Here is an 18,335-nt window from a genome sequence, read left to right on the forward strand (position 1 = left end):
GCGACGGTGAGCGAGTAAGGAGAGTCAGTGAACACTCAGTCAAAGTATAGCCCTAGGACGGCGGCAAAGCCGCTATACTAGCGTCATGACCGTTCAAACGACTTCTACCACATACAGAAGATCAGTGCCAAAAATTAAAAAACAGGATTTGAGTTCAGAATCTCGATTTTTTTCTGTCGTCTCGCTTTTTTCCGGAGCAGGCGGGCTTGACCTCGGTTTCCGTGGGGATTTTACCTTTTTGAGTCAGCATTATTCACGCCATCCATTTCAGATTGTCTGGGCTAATGATCTTAACGCGAGAGCCTGTGACACGTACAGGAGAAATCTGGGCGGCCACATCCATCAAGGCGACATCTGGGATCATCTCGCCTCGCTGCCAGAGCAGGCCGACCTGGTAATCGGCGGTTTTCCCTGCCAGGACATCAGCGTCAACGGTAAAGGAATGGGTGCGATCAGCGGAGAGAAGAGTGGACTTTACCGGGCGATGGTTGAAGCAGTCAGGGCACTCGGTCCTCGCATGTTTGTCGTCGAGAATGTCAAGGCGCTCATGCACGGTAACCATTCTGAATCCTTTGACCAGATCACTCAGGATTTCCAGTCTCTCGGTTACGAGGTGACGCATAACCTGTACAACGCGGCAGATTACGGCGTTCCCCAGACGAGAGAACGGGTTTTCATTATTGGCCGCCTTCCCTCAGTTAGGGAGTTTGCCGTACCGACCCCGATCCTGAATCAAACGGCCTGGGTGAATGCCCTCACGGCACTACAGGATTTGGAAGATTTACCCGAAAATCCGGCGACCAATCATTTCTGGAGCAAAGCCGCCGTCAGTCCCGATCAGGGTAACCGGAGCTTAAAAGCTGATCGGCCAGGCTATACCATTCGGGCCGAATGCCACGGCAATACCCACTGGCATTATAAATTGCCACGCCGGATGTCGATGCGTGAGGCGGCGAGAATTCAGAGCTTTCCCGATGATTTCATCTTCGAAGCCAAGATAAGAGACTCGGAGCGGCAAATCGGCAATGCCGTACCTCCGGTGCTCGCCTGGCACATCGCTCGCGCCGTTGAAGAATCGTTAAGTATGCCAGTTGAAAATGACTGAGGCCGAGTTTGAAGAGATTCTTCAGCAAGCCAGCAAGGAATTGACAGATAAGATGCGAGAGACTGGTTTCGCCACGTCAAAATCTTTTGAGAACGGTGTTCGCGACACTCTGGAACAGTTGGTGCGGCCCTTCGGTTTCAGCGTAAACTATGACCCACATCCTCATGTCTTCCCCGACATCACGGTTGGCAAATTCGGCGTTGAGGTCAAGTTTACGGAGAAAGACACCTGGAGAAGCGTAGCCAACAGCATTCAGGAATCCAGACGCGATGTGAATGTCAAGTACATCTACCTGATGTTTGGAAAGATGGGGGCTGGCAAACAGACCAGCCCACCTGAAGTGCGCTGGGCTAAATACGAAGAGAGTGTTATTCACGTGAGGACCAGTCACATGCCGCGATTTGAAGTGCAGATAGGTGGGGGTGAATCCCTCTTCAAGATTTTCGGCCTCGATTACGCTAGTTTCAGTGATCTCAGTGTACATGAAAAAATGGCCTACGTCAGAAAGTACGCACGTGACCGTAAGAAACCCGGCGAGCGCATGTGGTGGCTGGAAGATAGGGACGATCAGGAACACTCACTTTCCATTCAAGCCCGGCTATACACCAAACTTTCTACCAGCGAGAAACGCAAGCTGCGTGCCGAAGCGACACTTCTCTGTCCACAAATTTTCAAGGGATCGCGCGAAAGTGACAAGTACGACGACGCCGTTCTTTTTATTCTGACGTATCACGGCGTGTTGTGTCATCAGGCGAGAGACCTGTTTACCGCTGGCAGTGTATCGCCTGATGAGTTTGACTCTATTTGCGGCGGTCTAAACGTTTGTAAAAGCACGATGGATATTCAGGATGAGATTATAGAAGCCGCCCGGAGGTTAGACGGGGCACTCATTACTGAATACTGGGAAAAAGACGTACCAGAAGAAGAAAGACTGGCGGAATGGCTAAAGATGGCCGACTCATATGCTTCTACCTGGCAACCTTCAGTAACCCTGACCAAGATTGTGGCGCATCTGAATTCACCATCGTAATTCACCCTCTCCCCCGTTCCTTATCCCATTCCCCAAACGTTTTCCCCTCATCTGCCAGGCGCTTCAGCAACGGCGCGGGCACGCTGCCAAAGCGTTCCAGATCGGCCACTACGGACGCCAGGCCCACCTCGTCGGCGTAGCCCATCGGGCCGCCCCGGTAAGCCGGGAAGCCGTAGCCGTAGACGTAGATCACGTCGATGTCGCCGGAGCGCAACGCGATGCCCTCATCCAGAATCTGGGCGCCCTCGCCCACCAGGCTGGCGATCAGGCGGCGGGTGATCTCGTCGGCGTCAATCGTGCGCGGACTGACCGCCTGCTCGTGCCGGTAGGTGTCCAGCAGCGCGGCGGTGTGCGGGCTCGGCACGGGGGTCCGGCCTGCGGGGTAGTCGTAGATACCGCCTCCCGTCTTCTGACCCTTGCGCCCCTCCTCGACCAGCCGGTCCAGCCAGCCGCCCGGCTTGGGCGCCCCGGCGACGCGGGCCTGGTGCTGGCGGATCAGGTAGCCCACGTCCAGCCCGGCCATGTCGGACATCTCGAACGGCCCCATCGGCAGGCCGAGGTCGTGCATAGCGGCGTCGATCTGTTCGGGCGCGGCGCCCTCCTCGGCCAGCTTACGGGCCTCGTCGCCGTAGCGGCCCACCATCCGGTTGCCGACGAAGCCGTCACAGACGCCGACCACCACGCCGACTTTGTTGATACGCCGGGCCAGGCTCAGACAGGTCGCCAGCACCGTGTCGGAGGTGGCCGCGCCGCGCACGATCTCCAGCAGCTTCATCACGTTGGCCGGACTGAAAAAGTGCAGCCCGATCACGCTTTCCGGGCGCCGGGTAGAGCGGGCGATCTCGTTCACGTCGAGGGTGGACGTGTTGCTGGCGAGGATGGCACCGGGTTTGGCAATGGCGTCCAGCCGCGCGAAGATCTCCCGCTTGACGGCCATAGCTTCAAAGACGGCCTCGATCACCAAATCGGCTCCAGAGAGCGCGTCCAGGCTGAGGGTCGGGGTCAGCAGCGAGAGGCGCCGGTCCATCTCCGCCTGACTCAGACGGCCCTTCCTGACGGTGCCCTCGTAGTTGGTGCGGATGATGCCCAGCCCCCGGTCCAGCGCCTCCTGAGTGGTTTCGACGATGGTGACGGGGATGCCCACGTTCAGAAAGTTCATGGCGATGCCGCCGCCCATGGTGCCCGCACCGATGATGCCCACCGTATTGATCTCGGTAAGGGGCGTGTCTTTGCTCAGGCCGGGAACCTTGCCCACGGCCCGCTCGGCGAAGAAGAGTCGGCGCAGCCCGCGTGACTGCGGCGAAGCGAGGGCCTGCATGAATTTTTTCTTCTCGGCAGCGTAACCCTCGGCAAAAGGCTTGTGGGTCGCCAGTTCTACCAGGTCGACAATCAGGTCGGGGGAATACTGGCCTTTGTGCGTCTTGCCCAATCCGGCGCGGGCGGCGGCGAACAGTTCGGGGCTGCCTCCTTTCACTTTCTGCTTGCTGACGCGGGGCAGCGGGGGGTTACCTACGTTGGCGCGGGCGAAAGACATAGCCCCGGTCAGCAAGTCGCCGTCAATCAGGTCGTCGATCAAGCCCAGCGTCTCGGCTTCCTCGGCGCCCACCGAATTGCCCGACAGCATCATCTCCAGCGCTTTCTGCACCCCGACCACACGGGGCAGCCGCTGCGTTCCTCCCGCTCCCGGCAACACACCCAGGCGCACTTCCGGCAATCCCAGTTGCGCCCCCGGCACCGCCACCCGGAAAGTGCAGGCCAGCGCCAGCTCCAGGCCGCCGCCCAGCGCCGCGCCGTGAATGGCCGCCACGGTCAGCAAACCAAAGCTGTCGAGCCTATCTATGACCCCGCGCAGATCGGGTGACTGCTCTGGCGGCAGGTCAAAAGTGCGGATATCGGCGCCCGCCACGAACGTGCGCCCGGCGCCGATAATCACCACGGCCCAGATTCTGTCATCCTGCTCAGCCACGTCCAGGCCAGCGTGGAGCCCTTCCGGCACACCGGGGCTCAGGGCGTTGACCGGCGGGTTGTCGATGGTCAGCACCAGCACGTCGTCCTGATGGAATTGATGAACTGGACTCATACGGCCTCCAGAAATAAATGTGAACTTGACTCCGCGATGCTGGCACGGCCAGGTGAGCAGGTCAACGGGAACGGGTCAAGATTCGGCATTCAGCGACCTGGCCGCCCCAGGCTCTAGAGTGGGCGCATGACACAACCCAACAAGCCCTCTGCGCCCGGCCACGACCACGCCATGATGCGCCAGATCGTCGTGGAAACGCTGGGCAACCCCGACGTGATGCAGCTCAGGCGGGTGCCCAAACCCGAACCCGGCGAGGGGCAGGTGCGCGTCAAGGTCAAGGCGGCGGGCATCAACTTCGCCGACGTGCTGGCGGTGAAGGGGCAGTACCTGACGCCCACCAAACTGCCGCTGGTGCCGGGCGGCGAATTCGCGGGCTGCATCGACGCGCTGGGGCCAGGTGTCGAGGGCTTCGAGCTGAGTCAGCAGGTAGCGGTGCTCTCAGGCCAGGGCGCCTTATCGGAGTACGCCATCGTGCCGGTACGCGCCATCATTCCGGTGCCGGGCGGCCTGAGCGCGCCTGAAGCCGCCGCCTTCCCGATCAGTTACCTCACCGCCTACATCAGCCTGGTGACGCTGGGCCGGGCACAAGCGGGCGAGACCGTGCTGGTGCAGGGCGCCGCCGGGGCGCTGGGCGGAGCGCTGATTCAGGTGGCGCGGGCGCTGGAGCTGAACGTGGTGGCACTCGCCAGCACCGACGAGAAGCTGAAAATTGCGCAAGGGCTGGGCGCCCAGATCACCCTGAATTCCGAGCGGGCTGACCTGGTCGACGCCGTGAAGGCCGCCAACGGAGGCGAGGGCGTGAACCTGCTCGTCGAGATTTCGGGCGGCGAGATGGTCGCCAGAAGCCTCAAGATGCTCGCCAACCGGGGCCGGATGCTGATCGTGGGCAACGCCAGCGGCCAGAGTGCCAGCCTGGAACCCACCGCACTGATGAAGAAAAACATCAGCGTCATCGGCGTCTGGCTGACCTCGATGCTGGGCGAGAGCGGGCTCTTTCAGGAGGCGCTGGCCTTTTTTGGCCCGCACGTCGCCGCCGGAAAGATCAGGCCGCAGGTCGGGCCGCGCTACCCGCTGGAGCACTCGGCCCAGGCGTTTCAGGACTTGATTGACCGCAAGACGACGGGCAAGGTGATTATCGAGCCGCAGCGCTGAGGCAAACACTCAAGCCTGCTCCAGCGCACTCGGCAGCTCCGGCCACCGCTCGCGGAGCCAGGCCAGCAGGTGCGGGTAGATCTGACCGTGGCTGGTGGCGCGGCGAAGTGGGGGCACGCGGGGATGCAGCGGCAACCGGAGGTGTTCGCCGACGATGCGGGTGTGCAGGCGGCGCGAGCCGATCAGCGCAATCGGGTCGCCGTCGGGTGAGATCGACAGCACCTCCGGGGAGAGCGGCAGGGCCAAGGCGGCGGCGCGGCCCAGCGCCGAGGGACTGAAGGCCCGGCGCGGCAACCCACCCAGCAGATTGAGCACATCCGCCCCGACCTGCTGCGCCCCGCTGGGCAGGGTTCTGAGCTGCGAGTCAGAGTCGCTGGTGTTGGTGCCGCCCAGCAGCAGGGTCAGTTCACCCGGACGCTGGTACACGGCGAACACCAGCCCGCTGGCCGGATGCAGTACGTTGGGGCGCCTCGGTTGCTGGCGCAGCTCGCCCAGCTCAGCCAGAAACGAGCGCGAGGGCTGCGGCCAGGCCCAGAAGTGACCGCCGCAAGCCGCCAGCGTGCCCCCGGCGCCGGGCATGCCCCAGTCGCGCCGCTCCCAGGCCGGATACAGCGACTGGGACGCTACAGCGACTGGAACGCCGCGCTGGCGGCCAGCAGACCAGGCGCCGCCGCACCCGCGCCGCCCAGGCTGGCCCGTGCCCACAGTTCCGCCAGGGCGGCCTCGCCGCCGAGTGTGCCGGGCAGCAATGGGTAGGGCGGTAATGGGCGGGGCGGCAGCGACCAGCGCGGGCGGTGTGGCATCCGGAACGGCGCTCAGACCAGCCAGGGCCGGATGGCAGCGAAGCCGTCCAGGGCGGCGCGGCTGACCAGCAGATCGCCCTGGGTCTGCCCGTCGCCCTGAGCCTGCCCGTCACCTTGGGTCCGCCGGGCCTGGCCCGACAGCACCAGCTTGTTAAGTTCGGCCTCTACCCGCTGCTGGACGCGGCGTAGCGGCATCCCGGCGGCGCCCTCCACACCGCGCCAGCTCAGGAAGGCGCGGTGGAAGGCTGGCAGCTCATCCAGCGGCACACGGGCTTCCAGGGCACGCCAGGAGAGGGTGTCGTCCGGAGAGGAGGTCATGGCCGTATTGTCGCCCCCAGCACTGAAGATGACCCTTAGCCTTCTATCAGCCTCTAGCCTTCTATCAGCCAATCTCCCATCAGCTATTCTCCCATCAGAAAAGGCCTGTTCTCAGAAGCCGCGCTGCTCAGGATTTACGCACTTCAGCGCGGCGTGAGCAGGTTGCTGGCGGGCGGCGTACCGGGACCGAAGTTCAAAATCTGGCTGCCGGTGCCGCTTCTACCATGCAAAATGCCGTTGCGGTTGTAACTAATCAGCACGCTGCCGTCGCTGAGGCCCAGGAGGAAAAACGAGCCTTTGAGCGCCGTCTGGGTCACGGCGTTGTTGCCCAGCACCTTCCAGACGTAGCCGCTGCGTTTGCCCAGCGGATCATCGGCCTTGGTGGCCTCCGCCGCCGTGATGACGAAGGCTTCGGGCGAGGCGCTGAACCCCTCCGGAAAATGCATCTCGCCGGTGCTGAGGTCCAGGCTGATGCCGCGCAGCAGCGGCGTGCCGCCCAGGTCGCCGAACGTCAGGCGGTTGCCAGTGAACTGCACGCTGAGCTTGACCACCCGGCCACTGCCCTGGAGGGTCTGCTGGAAAATCAGCAACTTGTGGAAGTTGGATTCGCTGATGTTGATGCTCTTGTCGTACCTGAGCGCCGCGCCGCGCTGCACGCTGATGAGCACCTGGTCGAGCACCTGCGGATTGCCGCCCAGGTCCAGCACCCGCCGCCGAATCTCGGTGATCGAGAACTTGGGGCGCGTTTCCATCACCTGCGCCACCTGGCCGCTCTGCGGCAGCAGCGGCGAGAGTTTGCCGCGCCAGTCAGCCTGGGGAACGGTCCCCTGAGAAGTGGTCCCCTGAGCAGTGCTTGAAGTCAGCGCCTGTACGCCGGAGCCCCACATCACCGCTCCCCCCACGAGTGCCAGGGCGCTCAGGAGGGGTAAGAGGCGGCGAAACCGGCGATATGGCATGCAAAATGAAGCATACCGGGCCTAAGTGAGAACAGACCCGGCGTGGGCGCCCCCGTCGCTCATCTGCCTTTAGCGGCGGGGGGTAGCAGCCCCGGCCCACGCTCTGAGAGCCGACCGTGGCCTGTTGTGAGGTGGCAGAGTCAGTATTCGAGGTCAGTATTAGAACTGTTGACTCCCGAACGCAGAGTCGGCACGCATATCTTCATCATCTGATCGAGTTACCGTTGTGCAGCCCCGGTTTTAATGCTGATCGTTGAGTCCTACAACCGGCCCCGCCACCCACCCAAACTGCGGCGTTCAGATGCTCAGCACTTTGGCGCAGTTGTACAGCGCCCGGCTGACATCCTTGCGTTTCTCCCAGGTGTCCTCGAAGGGCACGTAGGTCAGGCCGCCGCCGGTGCGGCCCACCATGATGTTGGATTTGCCCGCGATCAGGGCGTTGACGGCGCCCTCGCCCAGCCGCGAGGCCAGCACCCGGTCGCTCGATACCGGCGAGCCGCCGCGCTGGATGTGGCCCAGCACCGTCAGGCGGGTATCGATGCCGGTGTGCTCGATGATCGCCTCGGCGATGCCGTGACCGCCGCCGGGGTAGCCCTCGGCCACGATGATGATGCTGCTGGTCTTGCCGCGTGCCTGACTCGACTTGATGACTTCCAGCAGGTCGTCGACCGACTTCTCATCTTCGGGCAAAAAGACTTCCTCGGCGCCGCCCGCCACCGCCACGTCCAGCGCGATGTGTCCGGCGTGGCGGCCCATCACCTCGACCACGAAGACGCGCTCGTGGCTGGCCGCCGTGTCGCGCAGCTTGTCAACGGCGTCCAGGGCGGTTTCGACTGCCGTGAAATAGCCGATGGTGTGGTCGGTGCCGTACAGGTCGTTGTCGATGGTGCCGGGCAGGCCGACCACCGGAATGCCGTGTTCCTGTTGCAGATAGTGCGCCCCGTGAAAGCTGCCGTCGCCGCCGATGACCACCAGGGCGTCCACGTTCCACTCGCGCAGATGCCGGGCACCCTCGGCCCGGCCTTCTGCGCTGCGCCAGGTGTGCGAGCGGGCGGTCAGCAGCATGGTGCCGCCGCGCTGGATGATGTTGGCCACGTCACGCGGCCCCAGAAGCTGCAAATCGCCCTGGTGCAGCCCCTGAAAGCCCCGGCGCACGCCCACCACCTCGATGCCGTGGTAGGTGGCCGTGCGCACCACGGCGCGGATGGCCGCGTTCATGCCGGGCGCGTCGCCGCCGCTGGTCAGCACCGCCAGGCGTTTGATGGTGGGCGCGGTCACGTCATTTCCGCTCGTGCCAGCCGGATTTCAAACTGATCGATCAGCTTTTGAAGCGAAATTGTGGTCATAGGTCCTCCGGATTGTCAGCGGCGCCGTGTGCAGCGCCGCGTTCAGCGCCGTACTCAGTCGCTGGTGTTCCCGGCCTGGTCAGTGGGCGCCTCGGTGCCGACACTGGGTGCAACACTGGCCGCAACACTCGACGTAACATTGGCTGCGGCGCTCAGGGCCAGACCGTAGGCGTCATTCTTACGCAAACCCGCGCCCTGCAACAAGGTCCGGACCTCGCGCACGTCATGGCCCTGCCTAGTCCACCCCTCGGCCATCTGGGGGTAATCCGGGGCGCTCTGACCGGGCAGCAGCCCTCCCAGCGGGCGCCCAGCCACCACCACCACCACCTCACCGCGCACCGTGCCCGCAAAATAGTCGGCCAGCTCGCTCAGGGGGCCGCGCCGGGTTTCCTCGAAGCGTTTGCTCAGTTCCCGCGACACCGAGGCTCTGCGCTCCGGGCCGCAGGTGGCGATCAGGTCTTGCAAGGTGGCGTGCAGGCGGTGCGGGCTCTCGTAGAGCAGGCTGGTCTCCGTTCTGGTCGCCACCGCGTCCAGGCGCTCTTTGCGCTCGCGGCCTGAGCGGGGCAAAAAGCCCTCGAAGGTGAAGCGGGCGCTGTCCAGGCCGGACAAAACGAGCGCCGGAACAAAAGCCGTGGCGCCCGGCAGGGCTTCCACCCGGCCTCCCAGACTCAGGGCGGCGGCCACCAGCTCGCTGCCGGGGTCGCTGACGCCGGGGCTGCCCGCATCCGAGACGTAGGCCAGCCGGGGGTAGCGCGAGAGCACTTGCGGCGCGCGCGACATGGTGTGCGCGTCGAGCCGCACCAGGGGCCGCGCAATGCCCAGGTGGGCCAGCAATGCGCCGCTGCGGCGGGTGTCCTCGCAGGCCACCGCGTCGGCGCCGCGCAGCACCTCGATGGCCCGCAGGGTGATGTCGCCCAGGTTACCTACCGGCGTCGGCACCAGCCAGACGCGGACGCCGGAATGGTCGGTTTCTGGCGTTTCGCCTGCGCCCATCTCGACTGCGCCCATCTCAACTGCGCCCATCTCGACTGCGCCAATCTCAACTGGGCCGGAGTCGTCCTGCCAGTCGAGGTCTTCGGTCAAGTCATGTTCGGATAACTGGGCTTCCAGCGCTTCGTGTTCCGGTACGTCCAGCCCAGACCTGTCCAATTCAGACCAGCTCTGGAAGGTGACGTTCCAGATCGGCCCGTCTCAGATCGGCCTGCTCCGGGTCGGCCCGGTTCGGATCAACCCGTATCAAATCGGCGCTGACCCGCTCGATGCTCAGCCCCGGCATGGGCCGCAGCTTGACGCGGATCTTCTTGGGGCGGTTGAGTGCGCTGCTGATTCTGGCCCGCAGCAACTCGCCCTCGCCCACCGTCACGGTCACGACGGTGCCTTCCGGCAGGCGTGCGCCGATCAGCACCACCACTCCATTTTCCACCACGCCCTTGTACGCCCTCATCCCCCTACTGTACGGCGCGGCGCCCGGCAGCGTTGCCACGTCCACACCTTTAAGGCAAATCTTAAGGAGCTTGAAGGTGCTCTCATGTGAAGCGCCGCCCCTCTGCTCACCCCTCGCCCCGGCGGCGGCGTTCGGCTCTGGCCAGCGCTTCACGCAGGGCCATCAGCTCCGTTTCGCGCGCACCGCCGAGCTGGGCGTAGCGGTCAATCGTCTCGGCGGCCTCGCGGCGGCGGCCCATTCTCAGCAGCATGGCCGCCAGGTGCTCGCCGTGAACGTAGTAGGCACGCGGCGAATCGGGCTCGGCGGCCACCTGGGCACGCGCCGCGTCGAGTCGGGCAGTAGAGCGGCGAAAACGCGCCACCTGAAAACGGATCAGCGACGTGGCCATGAAAAAGGTGACCAGCGCCAGCAGCGTCGCGGCGCTCAGCGACCGGGGCACGCCGTACTGACTGCCCACCCGCACCACCAGCGGGAAGAAGAAGGCCAGCAGCGCCACCACCGCCAGCGAGGCGGCGTAGTTCAAGGCCGGACCAGAGCAGCAGGGGGCGTGAAGCTCAGCCGAATTAAGCTCAGCCGAATTAAGCTCAGACGGGTGGGGCTCATCTGGACAGTGTAGCGGGCGGGGAGGTGACTGCCAGGCCCCTGACCTCACTCGCCGCGCCCCAGCCACCTCGAAGTTGCGCCAGCGTGACCACCTGCCGGGGAGAATCCCAGCCCTGCGAGGGCTTGTGGAGGACATAATCAGCGCCCAGCACGGCGGCGGCGTGGTCGACCTGGCCCGTTGCGCTGCGCCAGATCAGCACGCTGCCCGGCGCGGGCTCCGGTGTGGGTCGGGTGTATTCCAAAAGCCAGGCTTCGAAGGGCTCACGTTGCATCCAGACGTTCTCGGCGCCGCTTACCCCAGCCGCCGCCATCACCGTGCCGAAGCAGTTGGGGCCGCTGCCGGGCACAAAGGTTCCGGCCAGTTCGCGGGCGCGGGGCAGTATGGACAAAACGGTGTTCCAGAGGCTTTCGGGCACCTCGGCGTGCAGGCAGGGCAGCCGGTCCCGTGCCAGGACTCGGCCCAGAATCTCCGGCTCGCGGCCAGCCAGCACAGAGGGCCACCAGACGAACCGCTCGCCGCCCGACTGACCGGCCACCTCCGGCAGCAGGTCGCGCCACTCGCCCACCGGCTCCACCGCGCCGCGCCGATGCTCACGCTGGATGGACAGGAGTTCGGCACGCTGAGCGGGAGTGAGTCTCAGATAGTCCGCCTCGTTCAGCAGCGCGGCCTGATCTGGCCCCACGTTCCAGAGCTGGAAGGTGTCGCGCTCCTCCGGAGAAGGGTCGGGCGTGGTGAGCGTCAACCCAAATGGGCGGGCCTGCTCCGGCGTCAGAAAAAACGGCTGGCGTGCCGGGGCGAGATAACGGCTCCAGCGCTGAAGCTGCGCGTGTGAGACAGGAATATTGAGAATGGAATGCATAAAGTTGACTCCGAAAGCATACCGCGCTATATTCTTGTCATCACCGCCGAGCAAGGCGGATTTTTTATGGCGATTTTTCGGCTGCGGCGCCGTCAGAATTTCGGGAAGCAGATCATATTCACGATTGAGGCGACGATCAGACGAAATCCAGCAAACGAAATCCAGCAAACGAAATCCAGGCGAAACTGCGTTCAGCGATCCAACGCTTCTTGACCACGATAAACCCACGATGACCTTTTAATGTCTTGATCTGCGCCTCTGACAGCTCCTGCGCCTCTGGGAGCGAGTAGCCACGCACGTTCGCATCGGGGCGCTGCACGATTTCCACCGTGTAGTTGAGTGTGGTCTTGACCCAACCCTCCCATTTTCCTCGGTAACCACCATCCGCGAAGAGATGAAGGATCAGTGCTGGATGACGCTGGTTCAACTCCGTCAGCATCATTTTTCTGCCACTGCCGAAAATAGTCGTACACCGTTTGGCAGCATGGGTAATCGGCGGGGACAGGCTTTTATCTCAACCCAGTGCAAAGTCGAGACCCAGAAGTCGGAGAGCGGTGAGCGGATTGAGACGGAGCTGACGGACGAAGGCGGTGAGCTGGCGCGTTTTGGCGTGCAGAAGGGGGAGGAGCATCCCGTGGAGCACGGCTCGGCCTTGAGCACCGCGACGGGTGCGGGAGTGGTCCTCGTGGAAGAGGGTGTCGCGTCGATGGTGACTGCGATTCTCGATGCCCCAGTGGGTGCGCCAGAGGGTCTCGGCGTGCTGCTCACGGCATAGCGCACCTCCCTGCTGTGACGCCCAGCCTAGTGCTCGACGAGGTGTTCACGCTTTATCAGTGTTTTGGCGTCTGGAAGCGTAGTGAGCAGGTCTTGGGGGAGACCTGGCTGGGTGCTGGTCAAGCGCTGCCAGGTCTCCCCACTGCGGCGTTCCTCGTCATGAACGACACTGGTGGGCGGATAGGAAAACGCGATCTGCGCCCACGCTTTGAGCGCTCTGGTGTTGTTTTTGAGTGGGACGAGATACTGTCCACCGTGTCCAATGATGCGGTTGGTCAGCCCCTGTTCGGTGTGGGCGGCATCCAGGGTCAGCAGCCAGTGCGACCCGAAGATGTGCTGGATGGTGTCCAACAGGCCATCCAGTACACATGCCTCGTGTCGCCCACCTTGAGCGGCTCGCGCGACGGTCAATGCCAACTCATGGAAAAACACCGAGACGAACGACAGGGCGGCTTCGCCCTGTCGGGCGCTGCCCTTGAGCACTGTGCCATCCGCCGACAAACACGCCAGCTTCGAGCAGTCCACCTCCGGGGAGCGGACCTTGACCCAAGCGATCAAGGCGGCGTGCAGGGCGTCCAGATGCAGATCGAGCTGCCAGGAGAAGCGGTACAGCGTGGCTTGACTGGGGATCGAGCCCAGCAAAAGGTGCTGTGTCAGCACCTTTCGCTGCCCCGTGAGCCACTGCAAAAGAGCCGGAATGTTCTCCGGCCCACTCAGCGTTCCGACGAGAATGAGCGTCCAGTACGTCTCCCAGGAATACGTGATACGTTTGGGGTCGCGCCAGTCGGGAATTTGCGTTAAAAAAGGAAGCGGGCTGATAGGGGTGCGCACACACCATCTATCGCCCCTTTTCCCACTTCGTCCACCTTTGTACTCAGTGGAGATTGTACTCAGTGGAGATAAAAGCCTGGGTTTTTAATGTCACCTTCCTGAAGCGGTACACATTACCGCCCACCCAGCGCCTATCCTGCTGTCCATGTGGCGACCGGACCCAGCCCAGACAGTGGCCCGGCAGCTTGGGACGCATTTCCCCGATCTGGACGCCCGCGCCGTGGAAACCGGCCTGCGCCGAACCCTGCGGCCCGGCGGCGTGGTCGCCCTGTCCCAGAACGGCGTCCAGACAGTATTGACGCGGCGCCAGGAGGCGGGCGACAGCTTCGAGATCGCCAGCGTGACCAAACCGTTCACGGCGGCGCTGGCGCTGGCCCTGGCCGCTCAGGGCCGCATCGAGCTGGATAGGCCACTGTCAAAGCAGTTCACGCGCTTCCGGGGCTATCCGGCGAGCGTCACCGCCCGCGCCCTGCTGACCCACACGGCGGGCCTGCCGGTGCATCCGCTGCGGGGCGGGCTGGGCATGGTGCAGAATTTTCACGATCCGTATGGCCGCCTGAACGCCGACGCCGTACTGGCCTCCGGGCGGCGCTGGGCCTGGTGGGGGCGCAATCTGGCCGGGCGGCTGGGCTATTCCAACTTCGGCTACGGGCTGCTGGCCCTGGCCTGCGCCGAAGCGGCGGGCGAAGCCTATCCGGACGCCCTGCGCCGCCACGTGCTCGGCCCGCTGGAGCTGCTCCAGACCGACTTTACGCCGCGCACCCGGCTGGCGACGCCGCACGGATTGCTCGGTTCGGCCCGCACCAGCGGCTTCGGAGGCCTGGTCGGGGCGGGCGGACTGCATAGCACCGCCCACGACCTGCTGCGCTTCGCGGCGGCGCATCTGGAGGGGCAGCTACGCGGCTGGGAGACGTTCACGCGCCCAGCAGGCAGCCCACCTAATCTGGTCGGCGTGGCGGACGGATGGTTCGTGGCCCGCATGTCCAGGCGGCTGGTCTGGTGGCATGACGGCACGGCACGCGGCACACGCGCGGCCCTGGGATTTTGCCCCGAAACGGGCCGGGCGGCGGTGGTCCTGGTCAGCAGCGGCCCGGCAGGGGGTCAGGCGCCGGGCAAGCTGCTCTCGGAACTGCTGTGAGGATGGGCGCTACGGCCTCGGTGGCGCTTCCGGCGGCGCCACCGGCTCCGGCGCGTTCGGATCGACCTGCGGCACGATCTGCACCTCGCCCTGATTGCCCTGAAAGTCCACGTTGGGGTCGGTCTGCGCCGGACTGGTCTGCGCTGAACTGGTCTGCGCTGAACTGGTTTGGGCCGGGTCAGGCGTGGCCGGAACGAGGTCGGACGGCTGGGGAAACCGGGAGGCGTCCGGGGCAGCCTGGTCCGGTGCAGGCTGCTGGGTTGGTTGCGGCTGCGTCTGGGTCTGGGGCTGGGTCTGGGGCTGGGGCCGTGTCGGGGTCTGGGATGATGTCTGCTGCGGCTGTGTTTGTTGGGATTGGGTTGGCTGCGGCTGCGGCGCGGGCGTCTGGACCTCCGGCTGCGGCTCAGGCTTGGGCTGAGTTGCTGGCTGGGCCACCGGCTGGGTGCGAAAGGCCATCTTCACCCGCCGCACCACCACGTACTCGATGCCGCCCGGCTCGGTAAAGGTCTCAACCGGCGTGCCCATCAGCGCCCCAGCCACCGCCTGCTTCCAGATCGGGGCCGAGATGGTGCCGCTGTAAGCCCAGGTCGGCAGCGAGCCGCCCGCCTGCTTACCCACCCAGACGGCGCCGGTCAGGTTGGGCGCGGTGCCGACGAACCACAGGTCCTTGATGTCGTTGGTGGTGCCGGTCTTGCCCGCCACGTCGCGGCCCGGAATCCGGGCGCCAACGCCCAGGCCACCCTGAAGCCGTTCCAGGTCGTTGACCACACCCCGGATCATGTCCAGGCCCAGCCAGGCGGTCTGCGCGTCCCAGACGCGGCGGGGCAGCGGGGCCGGGCGGCTGTAGATGACCTTGCCGCGCGCGTCCTCCACCCGGCGCACCAGGCTGGGCGCGAAATAGTTGCCGCCGTTGGCGAACGGCACGTAGGCGGCGGCCATCTGGAGCGGGCTGGCCTCCAGCGTGCCGATGGCCAGCGACAGTCCGGCGTTGGGCGGCGGGCTCAGGCCCAGTTCGCGCAATTTGTCCTCGAACTTGCCCATGCCGAGCTGCTGGCCGAGTCTCACGGTGGGCAGGTTCAGCGAGTGGTCCAGGGCGTAGCGCAGCGTCACGCGGCGGCCCGTCCAGTGCCCGTCGTAGTTCTGCGGCTGATAGTCGCCGGTCAGCGGCGAATCGAGCACGGTGTCCGACTGTTTCCAGCCCTGCGAGAGAGCCAGCGTATATAGCAGCGGTTTGACACTGCTGCCCACCTGGCGCCGCGCCTGCACGGCATTGTTCCAGTCTGCCGGGCGGCCCCCGGTCAGCTTCTGGCCCACCAGGGCGCGGACCTCGCCGTTGCTGGGGTCGATCAGGGCGATGCCCAGGGTGGCCTGGTCGGGCAACTGGGCGTTCAGGCTGGCCTGCTCGGCGGCCTGCTGCTCCCCCAGGTCGAGCGTGGCGTAGACCTTGCCGCCGCCGTAGAGCGCCTTGCGTCCGATCTGGGCGGCCAGTTCCTGCTCCAGCGCCTGCATGAAGTGAAAGGCCTGCCCCTGCTGCGGCGCCGGGTTGTTGGCCTCCAGGCTGCCGGGGTTGACCAGCTTCGCCGACTGGACCTGGCCGTAAGCGCCCCAGGTCACTTGCCAGCCGGACGGCTGAATCGGCGTGAGCCAGGCGGCGTTGGCCTCGGCAGCCGTGGCGCGGCCATCTTGCACCATGCGCCCCAGCAGAATTTTCATCAGCGGGCGGTAGCCGGTAAAATCCTTGTAACGGGTGTTGGGCGCCGGAATCAGGGTCGCCAGGTAAGCGCTCTCGGCCAGGTTCAGGGCCGAGGCCGGTTTGCGGAAATACGCCTGCGCCGCCGAGCCGATGCCCACGATGTCGGACTTGCCGCCGTCGCCCCAGTAGATGATGTTGAGGTAGGCGTTGAGAATCTGGGCCTTGCTGAACTGGTTCTCCAACTGGTAAGCCAGCACGGCTTCCTTGAACTTGCGCTCGGCGGTGCGGGCGCTGGCGAGGTTGCTCAGCAGGGTGTTTTTGACGACCTGCTGGGTGATGCTCGACCCGCCCTCCAGATCGTTCTTGAAGATGCCCTTGAGCAGCCCGCGCCCGATGCCGATGAAATCCACGCCGCCGTGATCGTAGTAGCGCCGGTCCTCGCTGGTGACCACCGCCGTGCGCGCCCAGCCGCTGATCTGGGCGAGCGGCAGCAGGTTGCGGCTGACGGTCTGGCCGCTACTCAGGGTCGGGGTCAGGGTGGCGACCAGGTGGTTTACGCGGTCATAGACGCGGGTGGTGCCGCTGAATTCCAGCACGTCGAGGTCGCCGACGCTGGGCAGGTCGCGCCCCCAGGCGTACCACATCCCCGTCAGCGTGAGGCCCAGCAGCAACAGCAAGGCGAATACAGCTCTGAGGAAGCGCATATATGAGCAGCATAGCGCCGGGGCCTGAAGGCGGTCTGAAGGCTGATGAGGTCGGGGATTTTGAGGCCGGGCGTACCCACTCGCGCCAAACATCGTCTGGCATGAGCTGGACGACCTCGCGCCGAGCCGGTGCTCAGATAGCCGGTGCTCAGATAAACATCTGTACAGGCGAGCACACCCTCAAAACTCTTCGTCTTGACGATAGTTGTTGCCACGAGTATATTCACAGCGAGATGACCAGTCCATCCAGCTCCATCACCACCCCCGAACATCAGCTTTACCTGGCGCTTCAGACGCTGGCGAGCGATTTGAGTCAGCAGCCCACCGAGCTGCTCAGGGCGACGGGACTGAGCACGGCGCAGTTCAACGTGCTGCGGATTCTGCGCGGCGCGGGCGCGGGCCTGACCTGCGGCGAAATCGGCGGGCGCCTGATCGCCCGTGACCCCGACGTGACCCGCCTGCTGGACCGCTTGGAACACGCCGGACTGGTCGCCCGCACCCGCGAGCGCCGGGACCGCCGGGTGGTCACCTCACGCATCAGCGAGGCCGGGTTGAAGCTGCTCGCCAGCCTCGACGCCCCACTTTCGCGCCTCCACGCCGCGCAGTTCGCCCACCTGCCCCCTGAAAAGCTGGAACTGCTGCTGACGCTGCTGCGGGAGATACCTCCGCGCAACCGTGAGGCCGCACCTGAATCCAGGGAGACCGAATGACCCCACTTACGCCCTTCCGACTGAACAAAGCCCTCAGCGTCGGCCCCGTGGCGCTGTCGGTCAGCGACCTGAGCCGCAGCCTAGCGTTTTACACGCAGGTGCTGGGCCTAGTAGTGCTGCGCCAGGACGGCCACGCGGCAGAGCTGGGCGTGCCAGGCCGGGCGCTGCTGAAGCTGCGCGAGCTGAGCGGCGCCCCGCGTGCGCCGGGCAACAGCCCCGGCCTGTTCCACCTCGCGCTGCTGCTACCGAGCCGCGCCGAACTGGGGCAGTTGGTGCGCCGCATCGCGGCGACAGGCGTGCGGCTGGGCCAGGGCGACCATCTGGTCAGCGAGGCCTTTTATCTGAATGACCCCGACGGGCACGGCATCGAGATCTACTATGACCGGCCTCAAGACACCTGGCAGTGGCAGGCCGGTGAGGTGGTCATGGGCAGTGAGCCGGTAAACATCGCCAGCCTGCTCGCCGAGGCCGGGCCAGAAGCGCCGTACAGCGGGCTGCCGGGCGGCACGGTGATGGGCCACGTTCACCTGCGCGTCAGCGACATCGCCGCCACCGAAGTTTTTTACAGCGGCGTGCTGGGCTTTGATGTCACCAGCCGCTGGTCGGGCCAGGCGCTGTTCATCTCGGTAGGCGGCTACCACCATCATCTGGGCCTGAACACCTGGCACAGCGCGGGTGGGCGAGCGGCGCCGGAGCACAGCCTCAAGCTCGAAGAGGCGCAGTTCTACCTACCGGGTGTGGCAGAGGTTGACCGCCTGGCCGGGCGCCTACACGAAGCGGGCGTGGCC

Annotated in this window: 19 protein-coding genes and 1 pseudogene; 7 read left to right on the top strand and 13 right to left on the bottom strand. The window is 64.9% G+C overall.

Annotated elements, in window-relative coordinates; genetic code table 11:
• Positions 1 to 85 precede the first annotated feature (85 nt).
• Together Q0R23_RS17270 and Q0R23_RS17275 are read left to right on the top strand one after the other, a co-directional pair.
• Positions 86 to 1,105, top strand: a complete 1,020-nt coding sequence (locus tag Q0R23_RS17270) for a DNA cytosine methyltransferase (RefSeq protein WP_293915057.1) — start codon at positions 86 to 88, stop codon at positions 1,103 to 1,105.
• Positions 1,098 to 2,135, top strand: a complete 1,038-nt coding sequence (locus Q0R23_RS17275; RefSeq protein WP_293915059.1) for a hypothetical protein — start codon at positions 1,098 to 1,100, stop codon at positions 2,133 to 2,135. The genes Q0R23_RS17270 and Q0R23_RS17275 overlap by 8 nt, the downstream gene beginning before the upstream one ends.
• Position 2,136: 1 nt before the next feature.
• Here the strand turns inward: Q0R23_RS17275 and Q0R23_RS17280 are convergent, their stop codons facing one another.
• On the bottom strand, positions 2,137 to 4,215 hold the full coding sequence (locus Q0R23_RS17280) for a 3-hydroxyacyl-CoA dehydrogenase NAD-binding domain-containing protein (RefSeq protein ID WP_293915061.1): 2,079 nt from the start codon (positions 4,213 to 4,215) through the stop codon (positions 2,137 to 2,139).
• Positions 4,216 to 4,341: 126 nt separating this feature from the next.
• On the opposite strand from Q0R23_RS17280, the gene Q0R23_RS17285 reads away from it, so the two are divergent.
• Entirely contained in the window at positions 4,342 to 5,367 is a 1,026-nt protein-coding gene (locus tag Q0R23_RS17285) for an NADPH:quinone oxidoreductase family protein (RefSeq protein ID WP_293915063.1), read from the top strand.
• Between the two features lie 9 nt (positions 5,368 to 5,376).
• Here Q0R23_RS17285 and Q0R23_RS17290 read toward each other — a convergent pair whose 3' ends face one another.
• From Q0R23_RS17290 to Q0R23_RS17335, 10 genes and pseudogenes are all read right to left on the bottom strand, one after another.
• Entirely contained in the window at positions 5,377 to 5,946 is a 570-nt protein-coding gene (locus Q0R23_RS17290; protein WP_293915064.1) for a hypothetical protein, read from the bottom strand.
• Positions 5,947 to 5,990: 44 nt separating this feature from the next.
• Positions 5,991 to 6,170, bottom strand: coding sequence for a hypothetical protein (locus tag Q0R23_RS17295; protein WP_293915065.1), 180 nt, complete (start codon positions 6,168 to 6,170; stop codon positions 5,991 to 5,993).
• A gap of 12 nt (positions 6,171 to 6,182) precedes the next feature.
• Positions 6,183 to 6,488 (bottom strand): hypothetical protein, encoded by a 306-nt coding sequence (locus Q0R23_RS17300; protein ID WP_293915066.1) that lies wholly within the window; start codon positions 6,486 to 6,488, stop codon positions 6,183 to 6,185.
• A gap of 143 nt (positions 6,489 to 6,631) precedes the next feature.
• Positions 6,632 to 7,444 carry a hypothetical protein gene (locus Q0R23_RS17305; protein WP_293915067.1) on the bottom strand — a complete coding sequence of 271 codons (813 nt, stop codon included), beginning with the start codon at positions 7,442 to 7,444 and terminating at the stop codon, positions 6,632 to 6,634.
• A 297-nt stretch (positions 7,445 to 7,741) separates the two neighbouring features.
• Positions 7,742 to 8,722 carry a 6-phosphofructokinase gene (gene pfkA, locus Q0R23_RS17310; RefSeq protein ID WP_293915068.1) on the bottom strand — a complete coding sequence of 327 codons (981 nt, stop codon included), beginning with the start codon at positions 8,720 to 8,722 and terminating at the stop codon, positions 7,742 to 7,744.
• 122 nt (positions 8,723 to 8,844) lie between these two features.
• Complete coding sequence (gene rsmI, locus Q0R23_RS17315) at positions 8,845 to 9,783, bottom strand: 16S rRNA (cytidine(1402)-2'-O)-methyltransferase (RefSeq protein WP_293915084.1); 939 nt, start codon at positions 9,781 to 9,783, stop codon at positions 8,845 to 8,847.
• Between the two features lie 265 nt (positions 9,784 to 10,048).
• Positions 10,049 to 10,234: pseudogene (locus Q0R23_RS17320) on the bottom strand (hypothetical protein); the annotation flags it as partial.
• Positions 10,235 to 10,340: 106 nt separating this feature from the next.
• A complete protein-coding gene (locus tag Q0R23_RS17325; RefSeq protein WP_293915069.1) occupies positions 10,341 to 10,757 on the bottom strand; it encodes a hypothetical protein in 417 nt (138 codons plus the stop codon).
• Between the two features lie 76 nt (positions 10,758 to 10,833).
• Positions 10,834 to 11,697, bottom strand: coding sequence for a hypothetical protein (locus Q0R23_RS17330; protein WP_293915070.1), 864 nt, complete (start codon positions 11,695 to 11,697; stop codon positions 10,834 to 10,836).
• A gap of 136 nt (positions 11,698 to 11,833) precedes the next feature.
• On the bottom strand, positions 11,834 to 12,124 hold the full coding sequence (locus Q0R23_RS17335; RefSeq protein ID WP_293915072.1) for a hypothetical protein: 291 nt from the start codon (positions 12,122 to 12,124) through the stop codon (positions 11,834 to 11,836).
• On the opposite strand from Q0R23_RS17335, the gene Q0R23_RS17340 reads away from it, so the two are divergent.
• On the top strand, positions 12,110 to 12,472 hold the full coding sequence (locus tag Q0R23_RS17340; RefSeq protein ID WP_293915074.1) for a hypothetical protein: 363 nt from the start codon (positions 12,110 to 12,112) through the stop codon (positions 12,470 to 12,472). The two genes, Q0R23_RS17335 and Q0R23_RS17340, sit on opposite strands and share 15 nt — an antisense overlap.
• Positions 12,473 to 12,498: 26 nt before the next feature.
• Here Q0R23_RS17340 and Q0R23_RS17345 read toward each other — a convergent pair whose 3' ends face one another.
• Complete coding sequence (locus Q0R23_RS17345; RefSeq protein WP_293915076.1) at positions 12,499 to 13,302, bottom strand: transposase family protein; 804 nt, start codon at positions 13,300 to 13,302, stop codon at positions 12,499 to 12,501.
• A gap of 145 nt (positions 13,303 to 13,447) precedes the next feature.
• Between Q0R23_RS17345 and Q0R23_RS17350 the strand changes: the two genes are divergently transcribed.
• Positions 13,448 to 14,440, top strand: a complete 993-nt coding sequence (locus Q0R23_RS17350) for a serine hydrolase domain-containing protein (RefSeq protein ID WP_293915077.1) — start codon at positions 13,448 to 13,450, stop codon at positions 14,438 to 14,440.
• Positions 14,441 to 14,449: 9 nt separating this feature from the next.
• On the opposite strand, the gene Q0R23_RS17355 is transcribed toward Q0R23_RS17350, so the two are convergent.
• Positions 14,450 to 16,837, bottom strand: coding sequence for a transglycosylase domain-containing protein (locus Q0R23_RS17355; RefSeq protein WP_293915079.1), 2,388 nt, complete (start codon positions 16,835 to 16,837; stop codon positions 14,450 to 14,452).
• Between the two features lie 233 nt (positions 16,838 to 17,070).
• Between Q0R23_RS17355 and Q0R23_RS17360 the strand changes: the two genes are divergently transcribed.
• Together Q0R23_RS17360 and Q0R23_RS17365 are read left to right on the top strand one after the other, a co-directional pair.
• A complete protein-coding gene (locus tag Q0R23_RS17360) occupies positions 17,071 to 17,547 on the top strand; it encodes a MarR family transcriptional regulator (protein WP_293915080.1) in 477 nt (158 codons plus the stop codon).
• A partial coding sequence (locus Q0R23_RS17365) for a VOC family protein (protein ID WP_293915082.1) occupies positions 17,544 to 18,335 on the top strand: 792 nt, incomplete at its 3' end. The genes Q0R23_RS17360 and Q0R23_RS17365, both read left to right, overlap by 4 nt.

This window comes from Deinococcus sp., from assembly GCF_025362455.1.
Lineage (GTDB): Bacteria > Deinococcota > Deinococci > Deinococcales > Deinococcaceae > Deinococcus.